Genomic DNA, 18,183 nt, shown 5'->3' on the forward strand with positions numbered 1-18,183 from the left:
ATGAAAACATCGCAGCGAATTCTGTTAACCGCACTCACTATGTTTAACCGACATGGGGAGAATGGGGTGACCAGTGTAGATATTGCTATGGAGCTAGATATAAGCCCTGGTAATTTGTACTACCATTATAAAGGTAAAGAAAGCATGGTGGCTGCGCTTATGCGTATGCATGATAAGCAAATGCAGCGTATGTTTGTGGCGAACGCTTTCGATTCGCTTACCGCAGAAGATGTGATGTATTACCTATATTTGCTAGTGGATAGTTTGCATGTTTTCCGTTTTTTATACCGAAGCCCGGCGGATATCGTTGAAAAATACCCTTTAATAGAAAAGCCTCGAAAAAATATACTTTTGGGGTTAAACAAACAGCTTTTACGTTTACTGACTACGTTAAAGGATAAAGATTTGTTAGTAGCCTTTGGTTCAGACTTGACGTTGCTGGTGGATTTGCTCAGTTTAATTATTACCCAATCTTGTCAATTTGATGAGACTAACAGCCATATGGATGAAACATCTCAGCGTTATCATGCGTTGTCACTCATGATGGTTAGTTTACTGCCTCGATTGGTGCTAAGTGATGCGGAACAAAGCAGTATTTTAGATGCGTTGCAATCACATGCCCTCGCCAATGTTACAGAGCTGGTGCCGCAGGATATGTTTAATACAAAGGAATAATTGATGAGCAAAACACTGAGTTTTCTTGATAAGTCCTTTTGGATTACAGAATCCGATGCAAACCCGAAACACGTTGGCTGCCTGCAATTACTTGAAATGCCTGAAGGGGCAAAAAGCCCAGAATACGTACCAGCTATTTATAATGAAATTAAAGGGTTTGCAAAAGGAACCTCACCGTTTAATTGCGTTGTCAAAACCGTGCTTGGCTATCCTATCGGGCTCTCGCCCATTAAAAACTTAGACATGAATTACCATGTTCAGTTGCATCATATCGATGATGTAAGTGATAGACAAAATCTAGATAATTTCTCTGCAAAGCTACACGCCGCAAGGTTAGATCCAGACAAACCCTTATGGCAATATCACTTCATTTTCGATTCAAATAGTAGCACCTATGCCATTTACGCCAAGGTACATCATATGTATGGCGATGGTGCCACTTTGGTACGGTGGTTTCAGTCTTGCTATGTTTCGGCGTCGAATAAAAGTGAATTCACTCCAATTTGGGCGGTTAAGCGATTAAGGCACAAGAGAAAGACGCCTTCCAGTTTATATAAGCGGTTCATTAGTGTGGGCAGTGCCCTTAAAACGGGTCTCGATTTAACGGTTATTTTAATACGCATTTTTTTAAAGTTGATAAGGGTGAACCCTCATTACATGCCGGTGCCGTTTTCAGGCACTAAAACCGTATTAACAGGGCAGGTTGAAGCCGGAAGAGTGGTAACCACCACCGATATTGATTTCAAACGGGTTAAGGCCCTTGCGAGAAGAACCAGAGCCTCTGCAAATGAGATACTTTTGTGTGCATTTGATATAGGCGTTCATCGGTTATTGCAAGATCATGGTCATGTGTTTTCAAAAGCACTGTATACCAATATGCCGATAAACCTTCGTAAGCCTGGGGAGAAAACCACGGGAAACAAAATTGCCATTGTGCCAGTGCAGTTGGCTCATGGTGATCACGACCCATACCTACGATTGCGTCAAATCATTATAAATCATCGGATAGTGAAACATGCCGCTATGCGCGCCAGGCCCGCTTCGTTTAGCGGTTACACCATCGTAATACAATCGTTAGCCTTGGTTTTTGAATGGCTTAAGATTTCAAACGTGGTGAAGCCGATTGCTAACATTCTGGTATCGAACATTCCGGGGCCCCGAGACACACGATATTTAAAAGACAGTAAGCTACTTGCCTGCTATCCCATTTCAACCATGACCCCAGGGGGTGGCGTGAATATCACCTTAATGACCTATGCGGGCGTGGCTAATGTAGGCATTGTGTGTTGTAACAAAAATATCAGCACCTTGCAGCCATTGGCGGGCTATGTGCAAGAAGCCTTCGAGATGTTAGAGGCGTGTATAGACAATCCAAGACTACGGATTACGGATATTGGTGAGCATGAAGAATCGGTGCCGGTATCAATTGTGAGCGAACATTAAGTTCGTGCTATTTCACCATCATCAACAGTAGCACTCAGACTTTTATTCGCACCGGTACTCGCTCTAAGCCCTGTACTAATGCCCAAACCAAGCACCCGAGCTAAGCACCCGCACAAGCACTTACACCTTTATTAACACCTATGCTGAAACGATAGCAAAAGTTAAAAATAAAACCTGAGAGCGTCTGGCTCTACGTTTACGCTCTTTCCATAACGAGAAAAAAGAACTTCCCGCCATTGGTCCTCACGCATTTTATGATGAAGAGGAAGGGTAGCCACTTTGTTCAGAATGGCTCTTTCAATTTGAGGTTTGTGAAAATCAAGCACGGCCTGTTTCGAACCAGATAAATACAGTGCTAAGTATTCTGCGGCTTGATCGGAAGTACCCACAGTCACTATCGATAAAGCGCTTTTCAGTGAGCGGCTAAATAGCCCATTTAAATTACCTGGCACAAAGCGGGAAAGTAAAAATTGGGTGTCTTTTATAAGGGCATAGTCGTCGTTAACCATCGCGATGTTGTCTACCTGTTTGTTGATAAAATAAAGGGTAGATTCAATGTCGTTGTAGTGTGGTTCGGCGCTAAGCGTAATAACTAAATGGGCGCGGTAAATGGTGGTCTCTGCCAAAGTAATGGTGATCGAGGCTAACAACTGCAAAGATAAGCGGTTGGCAGTGGCGTTTAAGCTAACCTTTCCACTATTTATAGCAACGTGAGCGTTGCCAACGGGTATGACTAGTGGGAAGGCTTGGGGCAAGTTTTCAGATAATAGGGTATTTAACTCATCGACCGAAAATTGATCGTAGCGAAGCTTTCCCAGCTTAATTAAAAGTCGAGAAATAAGCAGCATGCCTCTGTCGCGTAGCTCTAGTTTCATTGATGGTTTACAGCGTTTTCAATTTAAAAGCGTTAAAATACGGTACTTTTAGATAGCCATTAAGTAATAACGCTCACTTAACTGGTTATACGTAAAACAATTTTTAAAATATATAACATATCACTTTAAGATGGGCAGTTTAATTTGGTAGTCTGGTCTAACCACAAAACGAATAGCGTTTTTTGACTAACGCTAAATAGTTTGTGATATATCAATATTCGTTTTGTCTACGTGTACCACTAATACGCTTATTTGTGTCTAAGATTACAGACGTTAGCTGCGTATTTCACTGTTTAACGTGTTTTGGAGCAAAGCATGAATGAGGCTCAGGGTAAGTTCGACTACATCATCGTTGGTGGAGGCTCAGCAGGCGCCGTATTAGCCACACGTTTATCTGAAAACCCTACCTTGCAGGTTCTGTTGCTTGAAGCCGGAACAAAAGATTCTAACCCTCTTATTCATATCCCCTTTGGTTTGTCGTTACTGAGTCGCTTTGAAGGAATTGGTTGGGGTTATCACACCGCGCCACAAAAAGAGCTGTACGATCGTGAGTTGTTTTGGCCTCGAGGTAAAACCTTAGGTGGCAGTAGTTCGGTCAATGCCATGTGTTATATACGTGGGCAAAAAGAAGATTACGATCATTGGGTAGAGCAGGGCGCGTCGGGCTGGGGTTTTGACGATGTACTGCCTTATTTCAAACGATCTGAAAACTTTTTTAAAGGCGAAGACGAGTTTCATGGAGAGGGAGGGCCGTTACATGTCTCTGAACTTAAACACACCAGTGTGTTATCTGAAGCTTTTGTGGATGCCGCAAGCCACGCAGATTTTGATGTTCTAGACGATTTTAACCGCGATATTCGCGAAGGTATTGGTTATTACCATGTCACTCAAATAAATGGGCAACGTTGTTCTACCGCCAAAGGCTATTTAAGCCAAGCAATTCATCGCAACAACCTTACTATTCTCACTGGCGTTGCTGCTGAAAAAGTGTTGTGTGATAACAATCGAGCCATTGGCGTGCAAGTGCGAGAGAAAGGTAAGGTTGCACGCTATTTACTAAAAAGCGAAACCGCCAATAGCGAAGTTATTTTATGCGGTGGCGCTATTAATTCCCCTCAGTTACTTATGCTCTCAGGTATTGGGCCACGACATGAGCTAGAAGATAAAGGTATTCACGTTATAAATGACTTGCCTGGCGTGGGGCAAAATTTGCAAGACCACCTTGATGCCATTGTCCAATTTACTTGCAAAGCACGAGAAGGTTACGCCATTGCTCCTGGCGCATTACCCTCGTACATAAAAGCATCGTATGATTATCTGTTTCATCGAAAAGGAATTTATTCGTCTAATGTGGCAGAGGCGGGGGGCTTTGTAAGTTCAAGCCTTGCTACCCGTGGCCCAGATATTCAATTTCATTTCTTGCCCGCTATATTAGATGATCACGGGCGAAAGTTTGCCTTTGGTTATGGATACGGCGTGCATGTGTGCTGTTTGTATCCTAAAAGCAGGGGCAGTATCACACTGCAAAGTAGCCACCCTGCCGATCACCCCCTTATCGACCCCGGCTATTTAACTGCGCCTGAAGATAGACAAGTAATGATTGAAGGCATCCGAATGGCAAGAAAGCTGTTGGCAGCACCTACTTTTAACAAATTCGAAGGCACCGAGCTTCACCCAGGTGTAGAAGCTGAGTCTGATGAAGATCTACTTGAGTTTTTACGGGAGCGGGCAGAGACCATTTATCATCCAATAGGCACCTGTAAGATGGGCAGTAAAGACGACGCTATGGCAGTTGTGGATACTCAACTTAATATCATAGGGATGAAAGGACTACGTGTAGTTGATGCGTCTGTAATGCCAAGCCTGATTGGTGGTAACACTAATGCGCCTACCATTATGATTGCAGAGCGTGCTGTAGATTTAATTAAAGCAGACCATGAAGGGCTTGCTGCGCCTGTTTAGATTTATACTTTAAGGGCTAAACCTTAAGCGCTGTCCCTTAAAAGCAGTACCTCAAAGGTATACCCCAAATAGCCCTTAATTACTTTTTGGGGGCAGGGCTATTTGCATAAACAAATCAGCTGCGCAGTCACACATTTCATCTATATGGCTGCGATCAGCGTAAATTCCATCAATTAATAATCGCGCAATACCATGTAAGGTGCCCCAAGTAACCTGCGCCATTCGAAGCGCATCTTGACCTGCAGGTAACAACCCGGTTTGTTGCCAATATTTTGTCATTTCAACTTGGAACTGAAAACAAGGGTAGGCCACTTCTTTTAGCCCTTGTGTTGCCGCGTTGTCGTGCCAAATAGTGCGACCAAACATAAGCTCGTACATTTGAGGATTATCAGCGGCATAACCTATATATTCATGAATAAACTGACGAAATCGCGACTGCGGAGCAACATCATGCTGATCGAAAATTCGTTTAGCGTTGGTATGCCACTGGCTAAAACCTTTCGCGGCAATAGCACTTAGCAACGCGCTTTTATCTTTAAAGTGATGATAGGGCGCGGTGCGAGAAACCCCTGCATCTTCTGCAAGCTTTCGTAACGACAAACTATCTATGCCGAATTCAGCCACACGTTTAGTGGCCGCTTCCAATAAAGCGGTGCGTAAATCGCCATGATGATATGTTTGTGCTGCGTTTGTCATACTGGTGTAAACCAAACCCTTTTTGATAGTTGAGACGAATAGATAACGTTTTATCTTGACACTGTCAATATTGCATTTTATCTTGACGCCGTCTAGTTTGCAAAAATGTTAACAGGAGAATGAAATGGAAGCCGAGTCGATAACGCAAGAAAATCCTTATTCAACCCTTGAAGTAAAGCAAAAAGGGTACGTTGCTCAGGTAGTGCTAAATAGGCCTGAAGCCATGAACAGCATGAACCCTGCCTTTTGGACAGAGTTTCCTGCCGCCATTCGCGCGATAGACGACGAAGGCTCTGCGCGCGTTATCATTATTTCTTCTACCGGAAAGCATTTTTCTGCCGGTATGGATTTGTCCGTATTCCTGAACATGGCAAAAGACTTTAAAGGCGACCCATCGCGTCGCGCTGAACGCATGCGCCGTATGGTTATGCTATTGCAAGATAGCTTTACTGCCATAGAGCAAGCTCGTATGCCTGTTATTGGAGCAGTACAAGGCGGGGCCATTGGTGGTGCGGTGGATTTACTCAGTGCATGTGACATGCGTTATTGCACTAGCGATGCATTTTTTACCATTAAAGAAACCCAGTTAGGCATGACCGCCGATGTGGGCACTCTGCAACGTTTACCTAAGCTAATTCCTATTGGTGTAGTGAAAGAATTGGCTTATACCGGCCGCAACTTTGGCGCACAAGAAGCGCAGCAGTTGGGGTTTGTGAACAAGGTGTACGACAGCCAAGACATAATGCTTACTGAAGTAAACAAGCTAGCCCAGTCGATTGCAATGAATTCTCCCGTCGCGGTAGCAGGCACTAAAACCATGATCAACTATGCCAACGAGCATACGATAGCTGAAAGCTTAACCTATATGGCCACATGGCAAGCAGGCATGTTCCAAATGGAAGATGTGATGAAAGCTATGGAAGCTCAGAAAACACAGTCGTTACCCGATTTTGAGCCACTTCATGGCGCAGTAAAGAAAATGAAAGACTAGCGCAAAGCGACCGAAATGCTTATGCGCAATGCATTGTGAACGAATTCTATTAAAAATTAAGAAACAGGCACTTATTAAGGATTTATCATGAATACGACCGTTACCGATCATCCTGTATACCCACATTTATTTCGTCCGTTAGATTTAGGGTTTACTCAGCTTAAAAACCGTGTGCTTATGGGCTCAATGCATACTGGTTTAGAAGAAATACCCAAAGGCCACAAGCACATGGCTGCGTTTTATGCAGAACGCGCCCGAGGTGGTGTTGGTCTTATCGTTACCGGCGGTATTGGGCCTAACGAAGAAGGCTCAACCCATCCTTCAACACGCCGATTAGATACAGACGAGGCGATAAACAATCACAAAGAAGTCACTGATGCGGTACATATTGCTGGTGGCAAAATCTGTATGCAGATTTTGCATACCGGTCGTTACGCTTATAGCGATAAATTGGTAGCACCTTCGGCGGTACAAGCGCCCATTAACCCATTTAAACCAAAAGCCCTAGAAGACGACGAAATAGAACAACAAATAAAAGATTTCGTATTCTCGGCTACCCAAGCACAACGGGCTGGTTACGATGGCGTAGAAATTATGGGCTCGGAAGGTTACTTCTTAAACCAGTTTATTGCCAAGCGCACCAACCATAGAGATGATAATTGGGGCGGTGAATATGAAAACCGCATTCGCTTACCTATTGAAGTGGTTCGCCGTGTACGCGAAGCGGTAGGTAAGCACTTTATCATTATTTACCGTTTATCAATGCTAGACCTTGTTGAAGGTGGCTCGAACTACGAAGAAGTGGTTCAGCTTGGTAAAGAAATTGAAAAAGCCGGTACTACTATTATTAACACTGGTATTGGTTGGCACGAAGCCCGTATTCCTACTATTGCTACCAAGGTACCTAGAGCCGCGTTTACATGGGTAACGGCGAAGTTCCGCGAAGCCTTGAGCATTCCAGTGATCACCTCAAACCGAATTAATACGCCAGAAGTGGCTGAAGAAGTATTGGCTCGCGGTGATGCGGATATGGTATCTATGGCACGCCCTTTCTTGGCCGATTCCGATTTTGTGCGGAAAGCACAGCAAAACCGTGCAGATGAAATTAATACCTGTATTGGCTGCAACCAAGCCTGTCTTGACCATGTATTTAATGGCAAGTTAACCAGCTGTTTGGTCAATCCTCGCGCATGTCATGAGTTAGAACTAAACGTTGTACCAGCCGATACTAAAAAACGTATTGCGGTAGTAGGTGCAGGGCCAGCTGGCTTAGCGGCAGCCGTCACCTCGGCCCAGCGTGGTCACAACGTAGTAATTTACGATAGCGCCAATGAAATTGGTGGTCAGTTTAATGTAGCGAAACAAATTCCGGGTAAAGAAGAATTTTACGAAACCTTACGTTATTTTGCTCGCCAAATTGAGCTGCATAAGAACATTACGTTAAAGCTTAATACCAGAGTTGATGCAGCCATGCTTAACGATGAAGGCTTTGATGAGGTTATGGTAGCGACAGGTATTAAACCACGCACGCCAGCCATTGAAGGTGTTGAGCATGCCAAAGTATTGAGCTACCTAGATGTGTTAAAAGATAAAAAGCCAGTAGGGCAGCGAGTTGCTATCATTGGCGCTGGTGGAATTGGTTTTGATACGGCTGAGTTTTTATCTCACGGAAAATCGACCCCAAGCCAAGATATTCCTGCGTTTATGAAAGAGTGGGGCATTGATATGACCTTTACCGCTCGTTCAGGCATTGAAGGCGTTAAGCCCCAGCCAGAACCTTCTAGCCGTGAGATATTTTTGCTACAACGTAAAACCAATAAAGTGGGCGCAGGTTTGGGTAAAACCACAGGCTGGGCACACCGCGTAGGGCTATTGGCGAAAGGGGTTAAGATGATCCCAGGCGTAAGCTACGACAAAATTGACGATGAAGGCTTACACATTACCGTAGGCGGTGAAAGCCAAGTGCTTCCTGTCGATAACGTCATTATTTGTGCTGGCCAAGAGCCAATGCGTGAGATTGTTGAAGGGCTTAATATGCCTTATCACCTTATTGGTGGGGCCGATGAAGCGCTAGAGCTAGATGCAAAGCGTGCTATCGACCAGGGTACGCGAGTATGTGCTGCGGTTTAGGTTAGTGTTGTGTACATTGTAGCTGAAGTAAGAAAGTTCGTATAAACTTACTGACACTGATATAAACGCCAATATCAACAATGTTTGTTAAGGCCTATCCCTGCTGGGATAGGCCTTTTTTCTGCTGTATTTTACAGGCAACTAAGCGCCAGCAATTATTTTTCGGAATTCTGTTGGTATTAGGCAGCTTTGTACGCAAAACGGACATTTCACAATTATTTCCCATGAAAACACAAGATATGGTTTTTAATGAGAAACGGGTGTTACTATGAAGTTTCAGTAATAAGCCCTGCACTGAATATTTTCACTTTTCAAAATTGAAATATGGATTTGATATTGGCCAAAGTAACTAAAAACAAAAATGACAAAATAGCGCGAATTATCCTTTATATTTTTCTTACTGTGGCGGTGTTTTTAATGTTTATTATGTTGAAAAACATTATAACTCCAATATACGGCAACATTAATTCAATTCATTGGATTTCAGTTGATGCCAAATTGTTAAACGCGTCGATTAAAACAACTACAACTTCCAGAAGCTCTTCAAATACAACCGTGTACATTTATTACGGCCCTCAGATTACCTACCAGTACGATTTTGATGGCACTAATTGTGTTGGACGTAGGGTCTGGTGGGTTGAAAGTACAGATAACGGTCCCTTGGAACAATTAGCTTATAAATTCAAATCTTATTATAAAGCTGGCAAGCCAATTCAAGTCTTTGTCAATCCAGATAAGCCTTGTGAAGCTGTCGCAGATAGATCTGTTCACTGGTCAAAATTAACAACTTCCGTGGTTATGCTTTTAGTGTTGTTGCTATTTGGTGGAGGCATCATGTACCTCTTACTTAAGATGCGAAAGAAATGGTAATGGTCTTGTAACAGGCGTATTAAATGATGAGGCACAGTGCCTGGCTCTGTTTTGCTTCTCAGATAAGCATTATCATCGATTTTTGCGATGGCTATTTATGAAGGAGTAATATTTGTGGATACAATTAATAGAGTTATACGCAGTCAAGAGAGCACGGATGGTATTTTCATTCAAGTTTTCGGTATCGTTTTATTGCTGCCTGCAATTACCCTTCTTTGCATATCAACTGACACAAAATCACCTGCTACATACTTATTTTCTGGCTTTTTTCTCTCGTTCTCTATTCTCTTGTTGACGATAGGGACTTATCAAAAGCGGAAATTTTATAAGTTAGGCAAGACCCCATTAACATTAACGCCATCATTCTGCACAATTGGTGAGGAATTTAAAGGCTCTATTGAAATTGGGAGGCCAAACTTTAATAGCGTTAAAGAAATAACAATCACTCTATGGCGGCGAAGCAAAACGGCTGGCGATGAGAGTCGACAAGATAAAGTTTGGGAGTCAAGTTCAACAGCAAAGATTAACCATGTAAACGGCACAACTATCTTGGAGTTCAGCTTCACTATCCCACACGACAAGAAACCGACAAACAAAGGATTCTTCTCAAATAATAAATATTTTTGGGAGGCGAGTTTCGAGTTTGTTGAATCAATGCAAAGTATAAAAAGAACGTGGGAAATCCCTGTGAAAATATAACAAGCGCCTCTAGTACTAAATCATATACTACGCGTTCCTTGCTATCACTCAAACAATAACAGAAAACTGCTAGATACCACCTGCGGCTGAAGTGAAGTTAAATATTCATCAGGTACATACGGACTGGGTTTAAAGATGAAGAATTTAAATGGAGCATTTGTATATACACATGGTGGCGCAATAAACGGATATGTTTCGGATATTTTTTATTTTCCAAAATTAGACGTAACAGTATTGTTCGCTATCAATACTTGGAAAAATCCCCAAAATTTTAGAGACGAATTACTTAATCTCGTTTTCAGCGAAATTTCAGAAAATTAATAATGATGAAGTAAAATTTTGTAGAGCGATAATAAAGTTTGTTTCAACGAAGCGCCCCTCTATGCCGCCTAGTTTCCTTCCCGTACCTTTAACGTTAGTTCACTGTCTTGCGGGCTGATTGAAAAGTCGAATTTTCCTAAAATATTCATGCCTAATAGCCCATCGGAGTTAGGCAGCGCTTCGGCGGGCAGTACCAGTGCTGAAACGTCATTAAAGCGGTAGCCTGCGAAATAAAAAGTTGGGATGTGTACCAATGGAGCGCTAATGGTGCCTGAAGCAGTGTTAACATCAAAGTTGCCAATAAAAGTAAGTTTTTTGAGCCCGCCTAGCTGATTAAATAGCCCGGTAGTAATTGCAGTCGTAGTGGCGCCAGTATCTAATACCATTTCAGCATCTTGGGTTAATGCTCTCACGCCAACACGGTATTGATCGCCTTCGCGCATAAGGGCAACGCGTGTAACATCGTTTCCTAAAAGCGTGTTGCCTAGCATGTTATCGGTTGATGCCTCGTTGATTATGCCTTCATCTCGACTTCTTTCATTGTAAGCAATGTTACGTACCGCATTTGCCGCTCTATCATTATAGGCAAGGCTGGCAAGCACATCCTCCATCAGAGTGATTTTCTGTTGCCAAGCGTACGCCTTGGCAAGTTGAAGCGTATATTGTCTGTTATCAGGCACTCGTTGGAACAATGGCTCATTCAAATTTGCCAGTAAATCCCATTGGCTGTTTGCAGTTAATTCTTCTTGCGCTGTGTTGTAAAGATTGGTAATTCGTTTATCAACCTTGGCTTTGCTGGTTGGCGATAATGGCAATTCTGCTAAATCATGAAAATGGATAAGCGCATCTGATAGAGGCTGTGTTCTTACTATTAATTCTGCCTCTAACAGCAACAAGTTTTCATTAGTGGGGTAGTGCTGCAGTGCATTATTCAATTGCTGCTTAAGCAAAGCGTAATTACCGCTGGTTAACAGAAGGGTTAGTTCATGAATGTATTGCTCAGTTATCTGCAATTCATGCTGTAATGTTTGAGATGACTGACCCATTCGGTCTATTTGTCGTTCACTTCCAGCTACCGCATTATTCCTATGTGCTGCAGATCTCTCGTGATGGCCATCTAGACTAGCTGAAGATTGAAGCATAGACGCTTTATTCGCCGCAGCTATCTCTACGGCTTGGTTTAACGAAAGAAACAGATAACCGTTTAACAGCAACGATGCAGCCAGCACCACAAATAAACACGCTAATAGCCCTTTGTTCATGCGTTATAAAATCTCCATTTACAGAAGTTAAAGAATAGGATTAATGCATGCATCGCCATAAATTGTTTTGAATTGCTCTGGCAAACGCTTTGGTTGGCCGGTATCTAAGCTCACACAAACAAACGTGGTTAAGGCTTCAAATACGGTTTTTTGCCTGCGTTCGCAAATAAACTGAAAGTGTCTTTTTAACGTGAGCTTGTTATCACAGCCAACAATCCAAGTTGCACACTGCAGGTTATCTCCTTCATGGGAGGGTAACAGGTAATCAAGTTCGTGGCGTTTGATCACCATGGCACGGTTTAACGTTTTGTAATCTTCAAACTGCAAACCCAGTGAATTGGTATGCGCCCAAGCCAATGCCTCGGCTTGCGCTAAATAGGCGACATTATTTACATGGTTGTAATGGTCCAAATGACTGGCCTTTATTTGCCAAGGGCCAGTGAAAGGTGATTGATATCGCCACGGTAATGAGGGGGCTTCCATATTCATTAATCTCTATCGCTAGGTTGAGGCAACAAATGGATTATATGCTGCTTCATAAGGTGTTCACTTGCAAAGCACTTAAATATAAAGCGCTTAAATCCAAAGCGCTTAAAACTAAAGCGCTTGGCATCAAGGGTTTAAACTGCTCTGAACTTGAGGCAAAGGGTTATCTTCGGGCAAGCTAACGGTTTCATCGAACAATGTATTCATTAGGGCTTCTTCTCGTTCAAGTACTGGCTGAATAAAGCCTTGCACGTCACCAATGGCTTTGAAAGAGTGAAAACCGTTTTCGAGCAGTTCATGTAACGACAACAAACCAGCCAATTTTGCTGGGCGTCTAGATAAACTTATTAACATGCCAATGCCCCTAATTTTAATTACATCACCAAGTTGAACACCAAGATGCGCAATAATGTCTAGCTGACGTTGTCTGTCTATCTGACGGCCTGTGTTTCGATAGGCGAGGGCATAACTATCTCGATTTAACGGCGCACCTTTAAGTTGATGCACCATTTGCATATCTAAATCAAAGGAAAGGGCGTTCAGTGCCAACGCATCGTTCATGGCGTTCATGGCTTTATCGGGAAGCACTTTAGCAAGCTTAGGGATCACCCGAACTAAATCAGCGTCTCGTTGGCTGAAATCTTTGGGGCCATAAAGCTCATCAACAAAAAACTGCATAGCTTTTTGATAACGAGGTTGCTTGGCTAAATCTTCATGAGACACCAATAAGCGCTCACATTGCCAATGCTGGAGTTCGTGAATATTATCCATGACACCCACTTTTTGCGCTAGGTCTCGCAGCGCATTCACTCTGTGTATATGCTTAACGATATTCTGAGGCACGTAAATAACATCCTTCCTAAATGTCTTCATACTAGCTTGACGCAAGCAGGTTGCGCATGCAAGTCGAGAAGCCAATCCTAAGCGCTAATTGATCAGGTCAATTTATAAGACCAATTTATAAGATAAGTATACAAGACTGGTTTACTAGAAAAGCTTGAGGATAGGCGGGAGTAGAGGAGTCGAGAAACCTATTTTTTGCTGATATAATGCCTGCCCTTTTGTAAATGGCAGACAGGAAACGTTTTTGAACCTTAGTGTGTGGTGCAAGCTTACGTGGTTAACATATTCTCTCGGTGGTGGAGTAACGCTTCGTGGCGAATGAAATAGACCCAGATGTACCTGCACTGATTACCTTGTTCAATAGCACCTTTGCTGATTTTCAAACACAGTTGGTATTAGGTGATGACGAACCAGTTTATCTGCCAGCAAGCAACGATATTCCTTTTCATCGTATTGTTTTCGCTCATGGTTTCTTTTCTAGCGCGCTGCATGAAGTTGCGCACTGGTGTGTGGCAGGCGAGAAGCGTCGGTTGTTAGAAGATTACGGATATTGGTATTGCCCTGATGGACGAGATGCCAAGCAGCAAGCTGAATTTGAAAGTGTAGAGATTAAGCCGCAGGCCATTGAATGGGCCTTTACGGAGGCAGCAGGGCGACAATTCCAAGTTAGTACCGACAACTTAAATGGCGCAGAGCCCGATAGACAAGGCTTTACAAAAAATGTTGAAGCTCAATTAGCCTGGTACAAAAAACATGGTTTTCCACCACGAGCTGCACGTTTTATTGATGCCTTGGCACGTTGCTTTAACCACTGCTCAATACCTGATTTTCCGGCTAGTTCAGAGCTTGGTTCTGGGCTTAACTCAAAGCCGACTTTAAATGCTAATGTAGTTTGTTGCGCAGATCCGCAATTGGAAACACGGCCAGAAATCACTTCGAGTGCAGAAAGCTAATGAATAAGCCAATATTTCGACTAGGTGTGGTAGTGAATCCTTTTGCGGGGATAGGCGGTGCACTTGCTTTAAAAGGCAGTGATGGCGCAGATGTTCGAGAAAAAGCATTGGCGATGGGCGCAGAAAAGAAAGCTAACGAAAAAATGGCTAAAGCGCTGACTATATTAGATGCACTTGCTGACCAGTTTACTATTGTCACGGCCAGTGGCGAAATGGGCGAAGACGTTTGTGCCTCGCTCGGTTTACCCTTTGAGGTTGTCTATCGAAGTACCGCGGTGCAAACCGAAGGGGAAGATACCGAAAATGCTGTACAGGCATTTCTTAACTGCAACCTTGATGTTATTTTGTTTGCTGGTGGCGATGGTACAGCCCGCAATGTCTGTAACATTGTAGGTGATAAAGTGCCTGTGCTAGGTGTGCCTGCCGGATGTAAAATTCACTCGGGCGTGTATTGCGTAACACCGTCGGCTGCAGGGCAAGTGATCAGCCAGATGATTAAAGGCGAAATAGTTAGCGTAATGGAAGGGGAGGTTCGCGATATTGATGAAAACGCGTTTCGAACTGGAAAGGTTATTGCCAAACATTACGGCGAAATGCGCGTGCCCGCCGAGCTTACGTATGTGCAAGCGGTCAAAATGGGCGGAAAAGAAGATGAAGCCTTAGTACTTGATGATATTGCTGCCACGGTAAGTGAGATAATGGATGATAATCCTGATGCTTATTTTGTTATGGGCTCAGGCTCTACAGTCGGCGCAGTGATGGAGTTTCTAGGGTTAGATAACACCTTGTTAGGTGTAGATGTGGTGCAAAATAAAGCGCTAGTAGCCAGTGATGTCACGGCAACGGAATTGCTATCTCTTACTAAAGGCACGCCAACGCAAGTGATCGTTACCGTTATTGGCGGGCAAGGGCATATTTTGGGCCGCGGGAATCAGCAGCTCAGCCCTGATTTTATTCGTTCTGTAGGTAAGAAAAATATTCGAGTAGTGGCGACTAAGCAAAAGCTGCAGTCTCTTGATAACAAACCTTTGCGGTTAGATTCAGGCGACGCAGAGTTAGATGAAATGCTACGTGGCGCCTTTACCATTATTACCGGCTATAAAGACAAGGTGCTTTATAACGCCGAATAGTTTTATGTTAAGGATTTAAAGGAGAAATACGTGTTACCTCCGGCTTCAGCCCCCCAACAAGTAGTAAACCAAATTGCAGCGATAGAAGCTGCGTTAGACGATGTAGTAAATCACGGTAGTGACGACGAGTTATTCACCGCTAGTTATCTACAAGGTCATTTTGCAGTTGTTTCTCGCCTACTAGAAATGCAGCCTACAGCAACTTTAGAACAGTTAAATTCGGATATGATCGCGAGTTTACAGGCTGCCTTTGACAATAAAGAGTTAGAAGGCGATGACGCGGCGCAAGTTACCGCACTGTGGACGCGATTACTTAGTCAGGCTCAAAGGGTGAAAACGGAAAGTTAATCCGGCAAATAGCCCCTCATAGCGGCATGGCATTGCCGCTAATACCACCTAATAGTTTGAACTATTACGTACAACTTCCCCCTGTAGCGCTTTTCCTCGTTAGTGCTGATTATGGTACGAATATTGCCCTTACATTTGGTAATAAAACACGACTCGCGTTACCTATTAAGGGGCAGCGGGTAAAACAGTAAGCCACTACGCGCAATCTCTACTTGTATTCAACACCGAGAAGAAGGTTGTTTTGGTTTACTGTATTAGCTAAGCGCTTACTTTCAGGCGCTTTCTAACAAATGGCCCAGTTTCGGATGGCTTAGCCTCAGGTGAATATATGTTCGGTTTAATTAAATGTGCTGGTTTACAGCAAAGTTCAGGCAATACCTTAAAAGGTAATGCTGCAAAAATATCAGGGTACTTTGCTGCCGGACTTTTACTGATTACGCTAGCCGGTTGCCAGTCATCTGATGATCCTGAAACACAAATGTCCCAATCTGATCCCTTAGCCGTTCCTGCGCTAGGCAATGTTGAATATCACACCTATATTTTAGCCAATGAGTTATTTGCTGGCGTACGCCCATCCCGACAAGCACGCTATGCTGTAGCGGGCTTTGTTCCTGTTGATACCATGAAGTTTAACAAGAACGACCAGCATCCATTAATGATGTTAGGCCATCAATTAGAGCAAGGAATGATAACTGAAGCGACAAAGCGTGGTTTTACTACTCAAGAATTTAAGCTTTCGAACGATATAATTATTAATGACGATAGCGATAGAGTACTTACGCGCAATATCGACCAGTTATCTGATGTTGAACGGGTTGATTTCTTTATAACAGGTACATTGGTTTACCAGCAGTCTGGGGCTGTGGTTAACGCAAGAATAATTAATGTCAGAAACAAAGATGTGGTTGCGGCAGCAACGCGGTTTTTCCCCGCTGAAATATTCTGGGAAGAAGAGCGGGTAACAAGTCGTAATGGCCGACTGTACAGAACTGAAGGTGGAAGGTAACGGGATGAAAGCACTACTTAAACGCACGGCATGTATCCTAGCGACATCGACGCTAACACTCAGTGGCTGCTCAATGATGATGGGCGAAGATGAAGTGGCAGAGGAAGAAACGTCACGACCTGCCATGAATGTGGTCGACATAATGGCAATAGATCGCGCATCATCAAAAAATGATGACGAAGACGAGCAGACCGATTCGCAAGAAGGGATGGATGCCTTTGGTGCCATAGGTCAGCCTACACTGTACTCCAGTGTTCAAGGCGCTTACAAAGGCCGACCTCTCACTAAGCATATTGGCGATTATGTGAAGAACATGACCCAAGATCTTATTGCGAACATGGAATACGTGAACGAAAAAACACCCATTGGTGTAACCCATTTCGCGCTTATCGATACCAATCTGCAAGAAACCGACTTGCTTGGTAAGCAAATGGCTGAATCCTTTCTGCATGAACTACACAAGTTTCGCGTACCTGTTATCGACTTTAAAGCCACTGACTATATTCGAATTACCGAAGGCGGCGACTTTGTACTAAGTCGCGATTATCTTGAACTTAGTAGTAATTTACCTATTGATTATGTACTTACAGGCACCATGGCTAAACACCAAGGTGGCGTGTTAGTAAACGCACGAATTTTAGGCATAGAGTCTCGCGCCGTAGTCGCAAGTGCACAAATGCTAGTGCCGTTTTATGTGGTAGAAGCATTAATCCCAAGTGACGGAAGCCAAAAGAATGGCATGCGTGATGGCGTTAAGTTAAGTAGAGGTTAATCATGAAGAGGCTTGTTGCTTTGCTAGCTCTGGGATTAGCCGTGAACTTGGCGGCGTGCTCGAGTACTGAGTCAATTGGCTCTTTTTGGCTAGGTGATGATGGTGAACTGTCTCATTCCGCTGAGCCTGTTGCCGTGCCAAGTGGGTCTGGACTTGAATACAGCCCCGATTCTCGTGACCGAGAATACCAACAACACGTAGCGGTTGATCCAGGCTACCGTGATCCTATGCATCAAGGTTTTTCACCCTCGCAAACCCATAAGCGCTTAAACGACTATGCGTCTCAATTGGCTATGGAGTTAATGGATAATGCTACCCGCCTTACCCAGCAAGATATGGTAGGGGTAACCAGTTTTGTGCGTTTAAATACGTCTTTAGGCGACAGCACCGTATTGGGAAATCAGCTTTCTGAATATCTAATTGCGGAACTGCAAGATTTTGGGTTAGCCATCGTCGATTTTAAAATGGCTGATGGCGTTACGGTTACGCCCTATGGCGACTTTGTATTAAGCCGTAAAGCTACTTCGTTGGCCAAACAAGTGTCGATGGACCATGTTGTCACTGGCACTATTATTGAAGACGACAGGGGCGTTCGTGTTAATGCCCGTATCGTTTCTATGCAAAATAAACAAGTGGTTGCCAGTGCGAATATTTATATTCCTGCATTCATTGTGACCGATTTGAACAAAGGTTTAACGGCACAGGTGCCAGTAGAATAACG

Annotated in this window: 18 protein-coding genes; 13 read left to right on the forward strand and 5 right to left on the reverse strand. The window is 43.6% G+C overall.

What is annotated here, in order from left to right:
• Positions 1–675 (forward strand): TetR/AcrR family transcriptional regulator, encoded by a 675-nt coding sequence (locus Q4561_RS16650; RefSeq protein ID WP_303462178.1) that lies wholly within the window; start codon positions 1–3, stop codon positions 673–675.
• A 3-nt stretch (positions 676–678) separates the two neighbouring features.
• A complete protein-coding gene (locus tag Q4561_RS16655) occupies positions 679–2,118 on the forward strand; it encodes a wax ester/triacylglycerol synthase domain-containing protein (RefSeq protein WP_303462179.1) in 1,440 nt (479 codons plus the stop codon).
• Between the two features lie 161 nt (positions 2,119–2,279).
• On the opposite strand, the gene Q4561_RS16660 is transcribed toward Q4561_RS16655, so the two are convergent.
• A complete protein-coding gene (locus Q4561_RS16660) occupies positions 2,280–2,993 on the reverse strand; it encodes a DUF1439 domain-containing protein (RefSeq protein ID WP_303462180.1) in 714 nt (237 codons plus the stop codon).
• Between the two features lie 315 nt (positions 2,994–3,308).
• On the opposite strand from Q4561_RS16660, the gene Q4561_RS16665 reads away from it, so the two are divergent.
• A complete protein-coding gene (locus Q4561_RS16665) occupies positions 3,309–4,955 on the forward strand; it encodes a GMC family oxidoreductase (RefSeq protein ID WP_303462181.1) in 1,647 nt (548 codons plus the stop codon).
• 75 nt (positions 4,956–5,030) lie between these two features.
• Here Q4561_RS16665 and Q4561_RS16670 read toward each other — a convergent pair whose 3' ends face one another.
• A complete protein-coding gene (locus tag Q4561_RS16670) occupies positions 5,031–5,651 on the reverse strand; it encodes a TetR/AcrR family transcriptional regulator (RefSeq protein WP_303462182.1) in 621 nt (206 codons plus the stop codon).
• A gap of 124 nt (positions 5,652–5,775) precedes the next feature.
• On the opposite strand from Q4561_RS16670, the gene Q4561_RS16675 reads away from it, so the two are divergent.
• The 4 genes from Q4561_RS16675 to Q4561_RS16690 all read left to right on the forward strand — a co-directional run bounded on the left by Q4561_RS16675 (position 5,776) and on the right by Q4561_RS16690 (position 10,341).
• A complete protein-coding gene (locus tag Q4561_RS16675; RefSeq protein ID WP_303462183.1) occupies positions 5,776–6,642 on the forward strand; it encodes a crotonase/enoyl-CoA hydratase family protein in 867 nt (288 codons plus the stop codon).
• Positions 6,643–6,729: 87 nt separating this feature from the next.
• Complete coding sequence (locus tag Q4561_RS16680; protein ID WP_303462184.1) at positions 6,730–8,772, forward strand: NADPH-dependent 2,4-dienoyl-CoA reductase; 2,043 nt, start codon at positions 6,730–6,732, stop codon at positions 8,770–8,772.
• A 336-nt stretch (positions 8,773–9,108) separates the two neighbouring features.
• Positions 9,109–9,642 carry a DUF3592 domain-containing protein gene (locus Q4561_RS16685; protein ID WP_303462185.1) on the forward strand — a complete coding sequence of 178 codons (534 nt, stop codon included), beginning with the start codon at positions 9,109–9,111 and terminating at the stop codon, positions 9,640–9,642.
• Between the two features lie 114 nt (positions 9,643–9,756).
• Positions 9,757–10,341, forward strand: coding sequence for a hypothetical protein (locus Q4561_RS16690; protein WP_303462187.1), 585 nt, complete (start codon positions 9,757–9,759; stop codon positions 10,339–10,341).
• Positions 10,342–10,730: 389 nt separating this feature from the next.
• On the opposite strand, the gene Q4561_RS16695 is transcribed toward Q4561_RS16690, so the two are convergent.
• The 3 genes from Q4561_RS16695 to Q4561_RS16705 all read right to left on the reverse strand — a co-directional run bounded on the left by Q4561_RS16695 (position 10,731) and on the right by Q4561_RS16705 (position 13,253).
• On the reverse strand, positions 10,731–11,924 hold the full coding sequence (locus Q4561_RS16695) for a TIGR02281 family clan AA aspartic protease (protein WP_303462188.1): 1,194 nt from the start codon (positions 11,922–11,924) through the stop codon (positions 10,731–10,733).
• Positions 11,925–11,951: 27 nt separating this feature from the next.
• Complete coding sequence (locus Q4561_RS16700) at positions 11,952–12,407, reverse strand: thioesterase family protein (RefSeq protein ID WP_303462190.1); 456 nt, start codon at positions 12,405–12,407, stop codon at positions 11,952–11,954.
• Between the two features lie 129 nt (positions 12,408–12,536).
• On the reverse strand, positions 12,537–13,253 hold the full coding sequence (locus Q4561_RS16705; RefSeq protein ID WP_303462191.1) for a hypothetical protein: 717 nt from the start codon (positions 13,251–13,253) through the stop codon (positions 12,537–12,539).
• Between the two features lie 311 nt (positions 13,254–13,564).
• Between Q4561_RS16705 and Q4561_RS16710 the strand changes: the two genes are divergently transcribed.
• From Q4561_RS16710 to Q4561_RS16735, 6 genes are all read left to right on the forward strand, one after another.
• Positions 13,565–14,206 (forward strand): elongation factor P hydroxylase, encoded by a 642-nt coding sequence (locus tag Q4561_RS16710; RefSeq protein WP_303462193.1) that lies wholly within the window; start codon positions 13,565–13,567, stop codon positions 14,204–14,206.
• Positions 14,206–15,336 carry an ATP-NAD kinase family protein gene (locus Q4561_RS16715; RefSeq protein ID WP_303462195.1) on the forward strand — a complete coding sequence of 377 codons (1,131 nt, stop codon included), beginning with the start codon at positions 14,206–14,208 and terminating at the stop codon, positions 15,334–15,336. The genes Q4561_RS16710 and Q4561_RS16715 overlap by 1 nt, the downstream gene beginning before the upstream one ends.
• A 30-nt stretch (positions 15,337–15,366) precedes the next feature.
• Positions 15,367–15,684 carry a YfcL family protein gene (locus tag Q4561_RS16720; protein ID WP_303462196.1) on the forward strand — a complete coding sequence of 106 codons (318 nt, stop codon included), beginning with the start codon at positions 15,367–15,369 and terminating at the stop codon, positions 15,682–15,684.
• A 328-nt stretch (positions 15,685–16,012) separates the two neighbouring features.
• Positions 16,013–16,690: a FlgO family outer membrane protein gene (locus Q4561_RS16725; protein WP_303462197.1), complete on the forward strand. Its 678-nt coding sequence runs from the start codon at positions 16,013–16,015 to the stop codon at positions 16,688–16,690.
• A gap of 4 nt (positions 16,691–16,694) precedes the next feature.
• Complete coding sequence (locus Q4561_RS16730) at positions 16,695–17,462, forward strand: FlgO family outer membrane protein (RefSeq protein WP_303462200.1); 768 nt, start codon at positions 16,695–16,697, stop codon at positions 17,460–17,462.
• 2 nt (positions 17,463–17,464) lie between these two features.
• Entirely contained in the window at positions 17,465–18,181 is a 717-nt protein-coding gene (locus Q4561_RS16735; RefSeq protein WP_303462202.1) for a FlgO family outer membrane protein, read from the forward strand.
• Positions 18,182–18,183 lie beyond the last annotated feature (2 nt).

The organism is Alteromonas sp. 1_MG-2023 (assembly GCF_030547075.1).
In the GTDB taxonomy this organism is placed as follows: domain Bacteria; phylum Pseudomonadota; class Gammaproteobacteria; order Enterobacterales; family Alteromonadaceae; genus Alteromonas.

What these genes read in the sequence shown, in the direction of transcription:
- Q4561_RS16735 (WP_303462202.1), top strand. Translation starts at nt 17,465, where the DNA reads ATGAAGAGGCTTGTTGCTTTGCTAGCTCTGGGATTAGCCGTGAACTTG.
- Q4561_RS16695 (WP_303462188.1), bottom strand. Translation starts at nt 11,924, where the DNA reads ATGAACAAAGGGCTATTAGCGTGTTTATTTGTGGTGCTGGCTGCATCG.
- Q4561_RS16730 (WP_303462200.1), top strand. Translation starts at nt 16,695, where the DNA reads ATGAAAGCACTACTTAAACGCACGGCATGTATCCTAGCGACATCGACG.
- Q4561_RS16680 (WP_303462184.1), top strand. Translation starts at nt 6,730, where the DNA reads ATGAATACGACCGTTACCGATCATCCTGTATACCCACATTTATTTCGT.
- Q4561_RS16715 (WP_303462195.1), top strand. Translation starts at nt 14,206, where the DNA reads ATGAATAAGCCAATATTTCGACTAGGTGTGGTAGTGAATCCTTTTGCG.
- Q4561_RS16660 (WP_303462180.1), bottom strand. Translation starts at nt 2,993, where the DNA reads ATGAAACTAGAGCTACGCGACAGAGGCATGCTGCTTATTTCTCGACTT.
- Q4561_RS16725 (WP_303462197.1), top strand. Translation starts at nt 16,013, where the DNA reads ATGTTCGGTTTAATTAAATGTGCTGGTTTACAGCAAAGTTCAGGCAAT.
- Q4561_RS16700 (WP_303462190.1), bottom strand. Translation starts at nt 12,407, where the DNA reads ATGGAAGCCCCCTCATTACCGTGGCGATATCAATCACCTTTCACTGGC.
- Q4561_RS16670 (WP_303462182.1), bottom strand. Translation starts at nt 5,651, where the DNA reads ATGACAAACGCAGCACAAACATATCATCATGGCGATTTACGCACCGCT.
- Q4561_RS16655 (WP_303462179.1), top strand. Translation starts at nt 679, where the DNA reads ATGAGCAAAACACTGAGTTTTCTTGATAAGTCCTTTTGGATTACAGAA.
- Q4561_RS16650 (WP_303462178.1), top strand. Translation starts at nt 1, where the DNA reads ATGAAAACATCGCAGCGAATTCTGTTAACCGCACTCACTATGTTTAAC.
- Q4561_RS16675 (WP_303462183.1), top strand. Translation starts at nt 5,776, where the DNA reads ATGGAAGCCGAGTCGATAACGCAAGAAAATCCTTATTCAACCCTTGAA.
- Q4561_RS16665 (WP_303462181.1), top strand. Translation starts at nt 3,309, where the DNA reads ATGAATGAGGCTCAGGGTAAGTTCGACTACATCATCGTTGGTGGAGGC.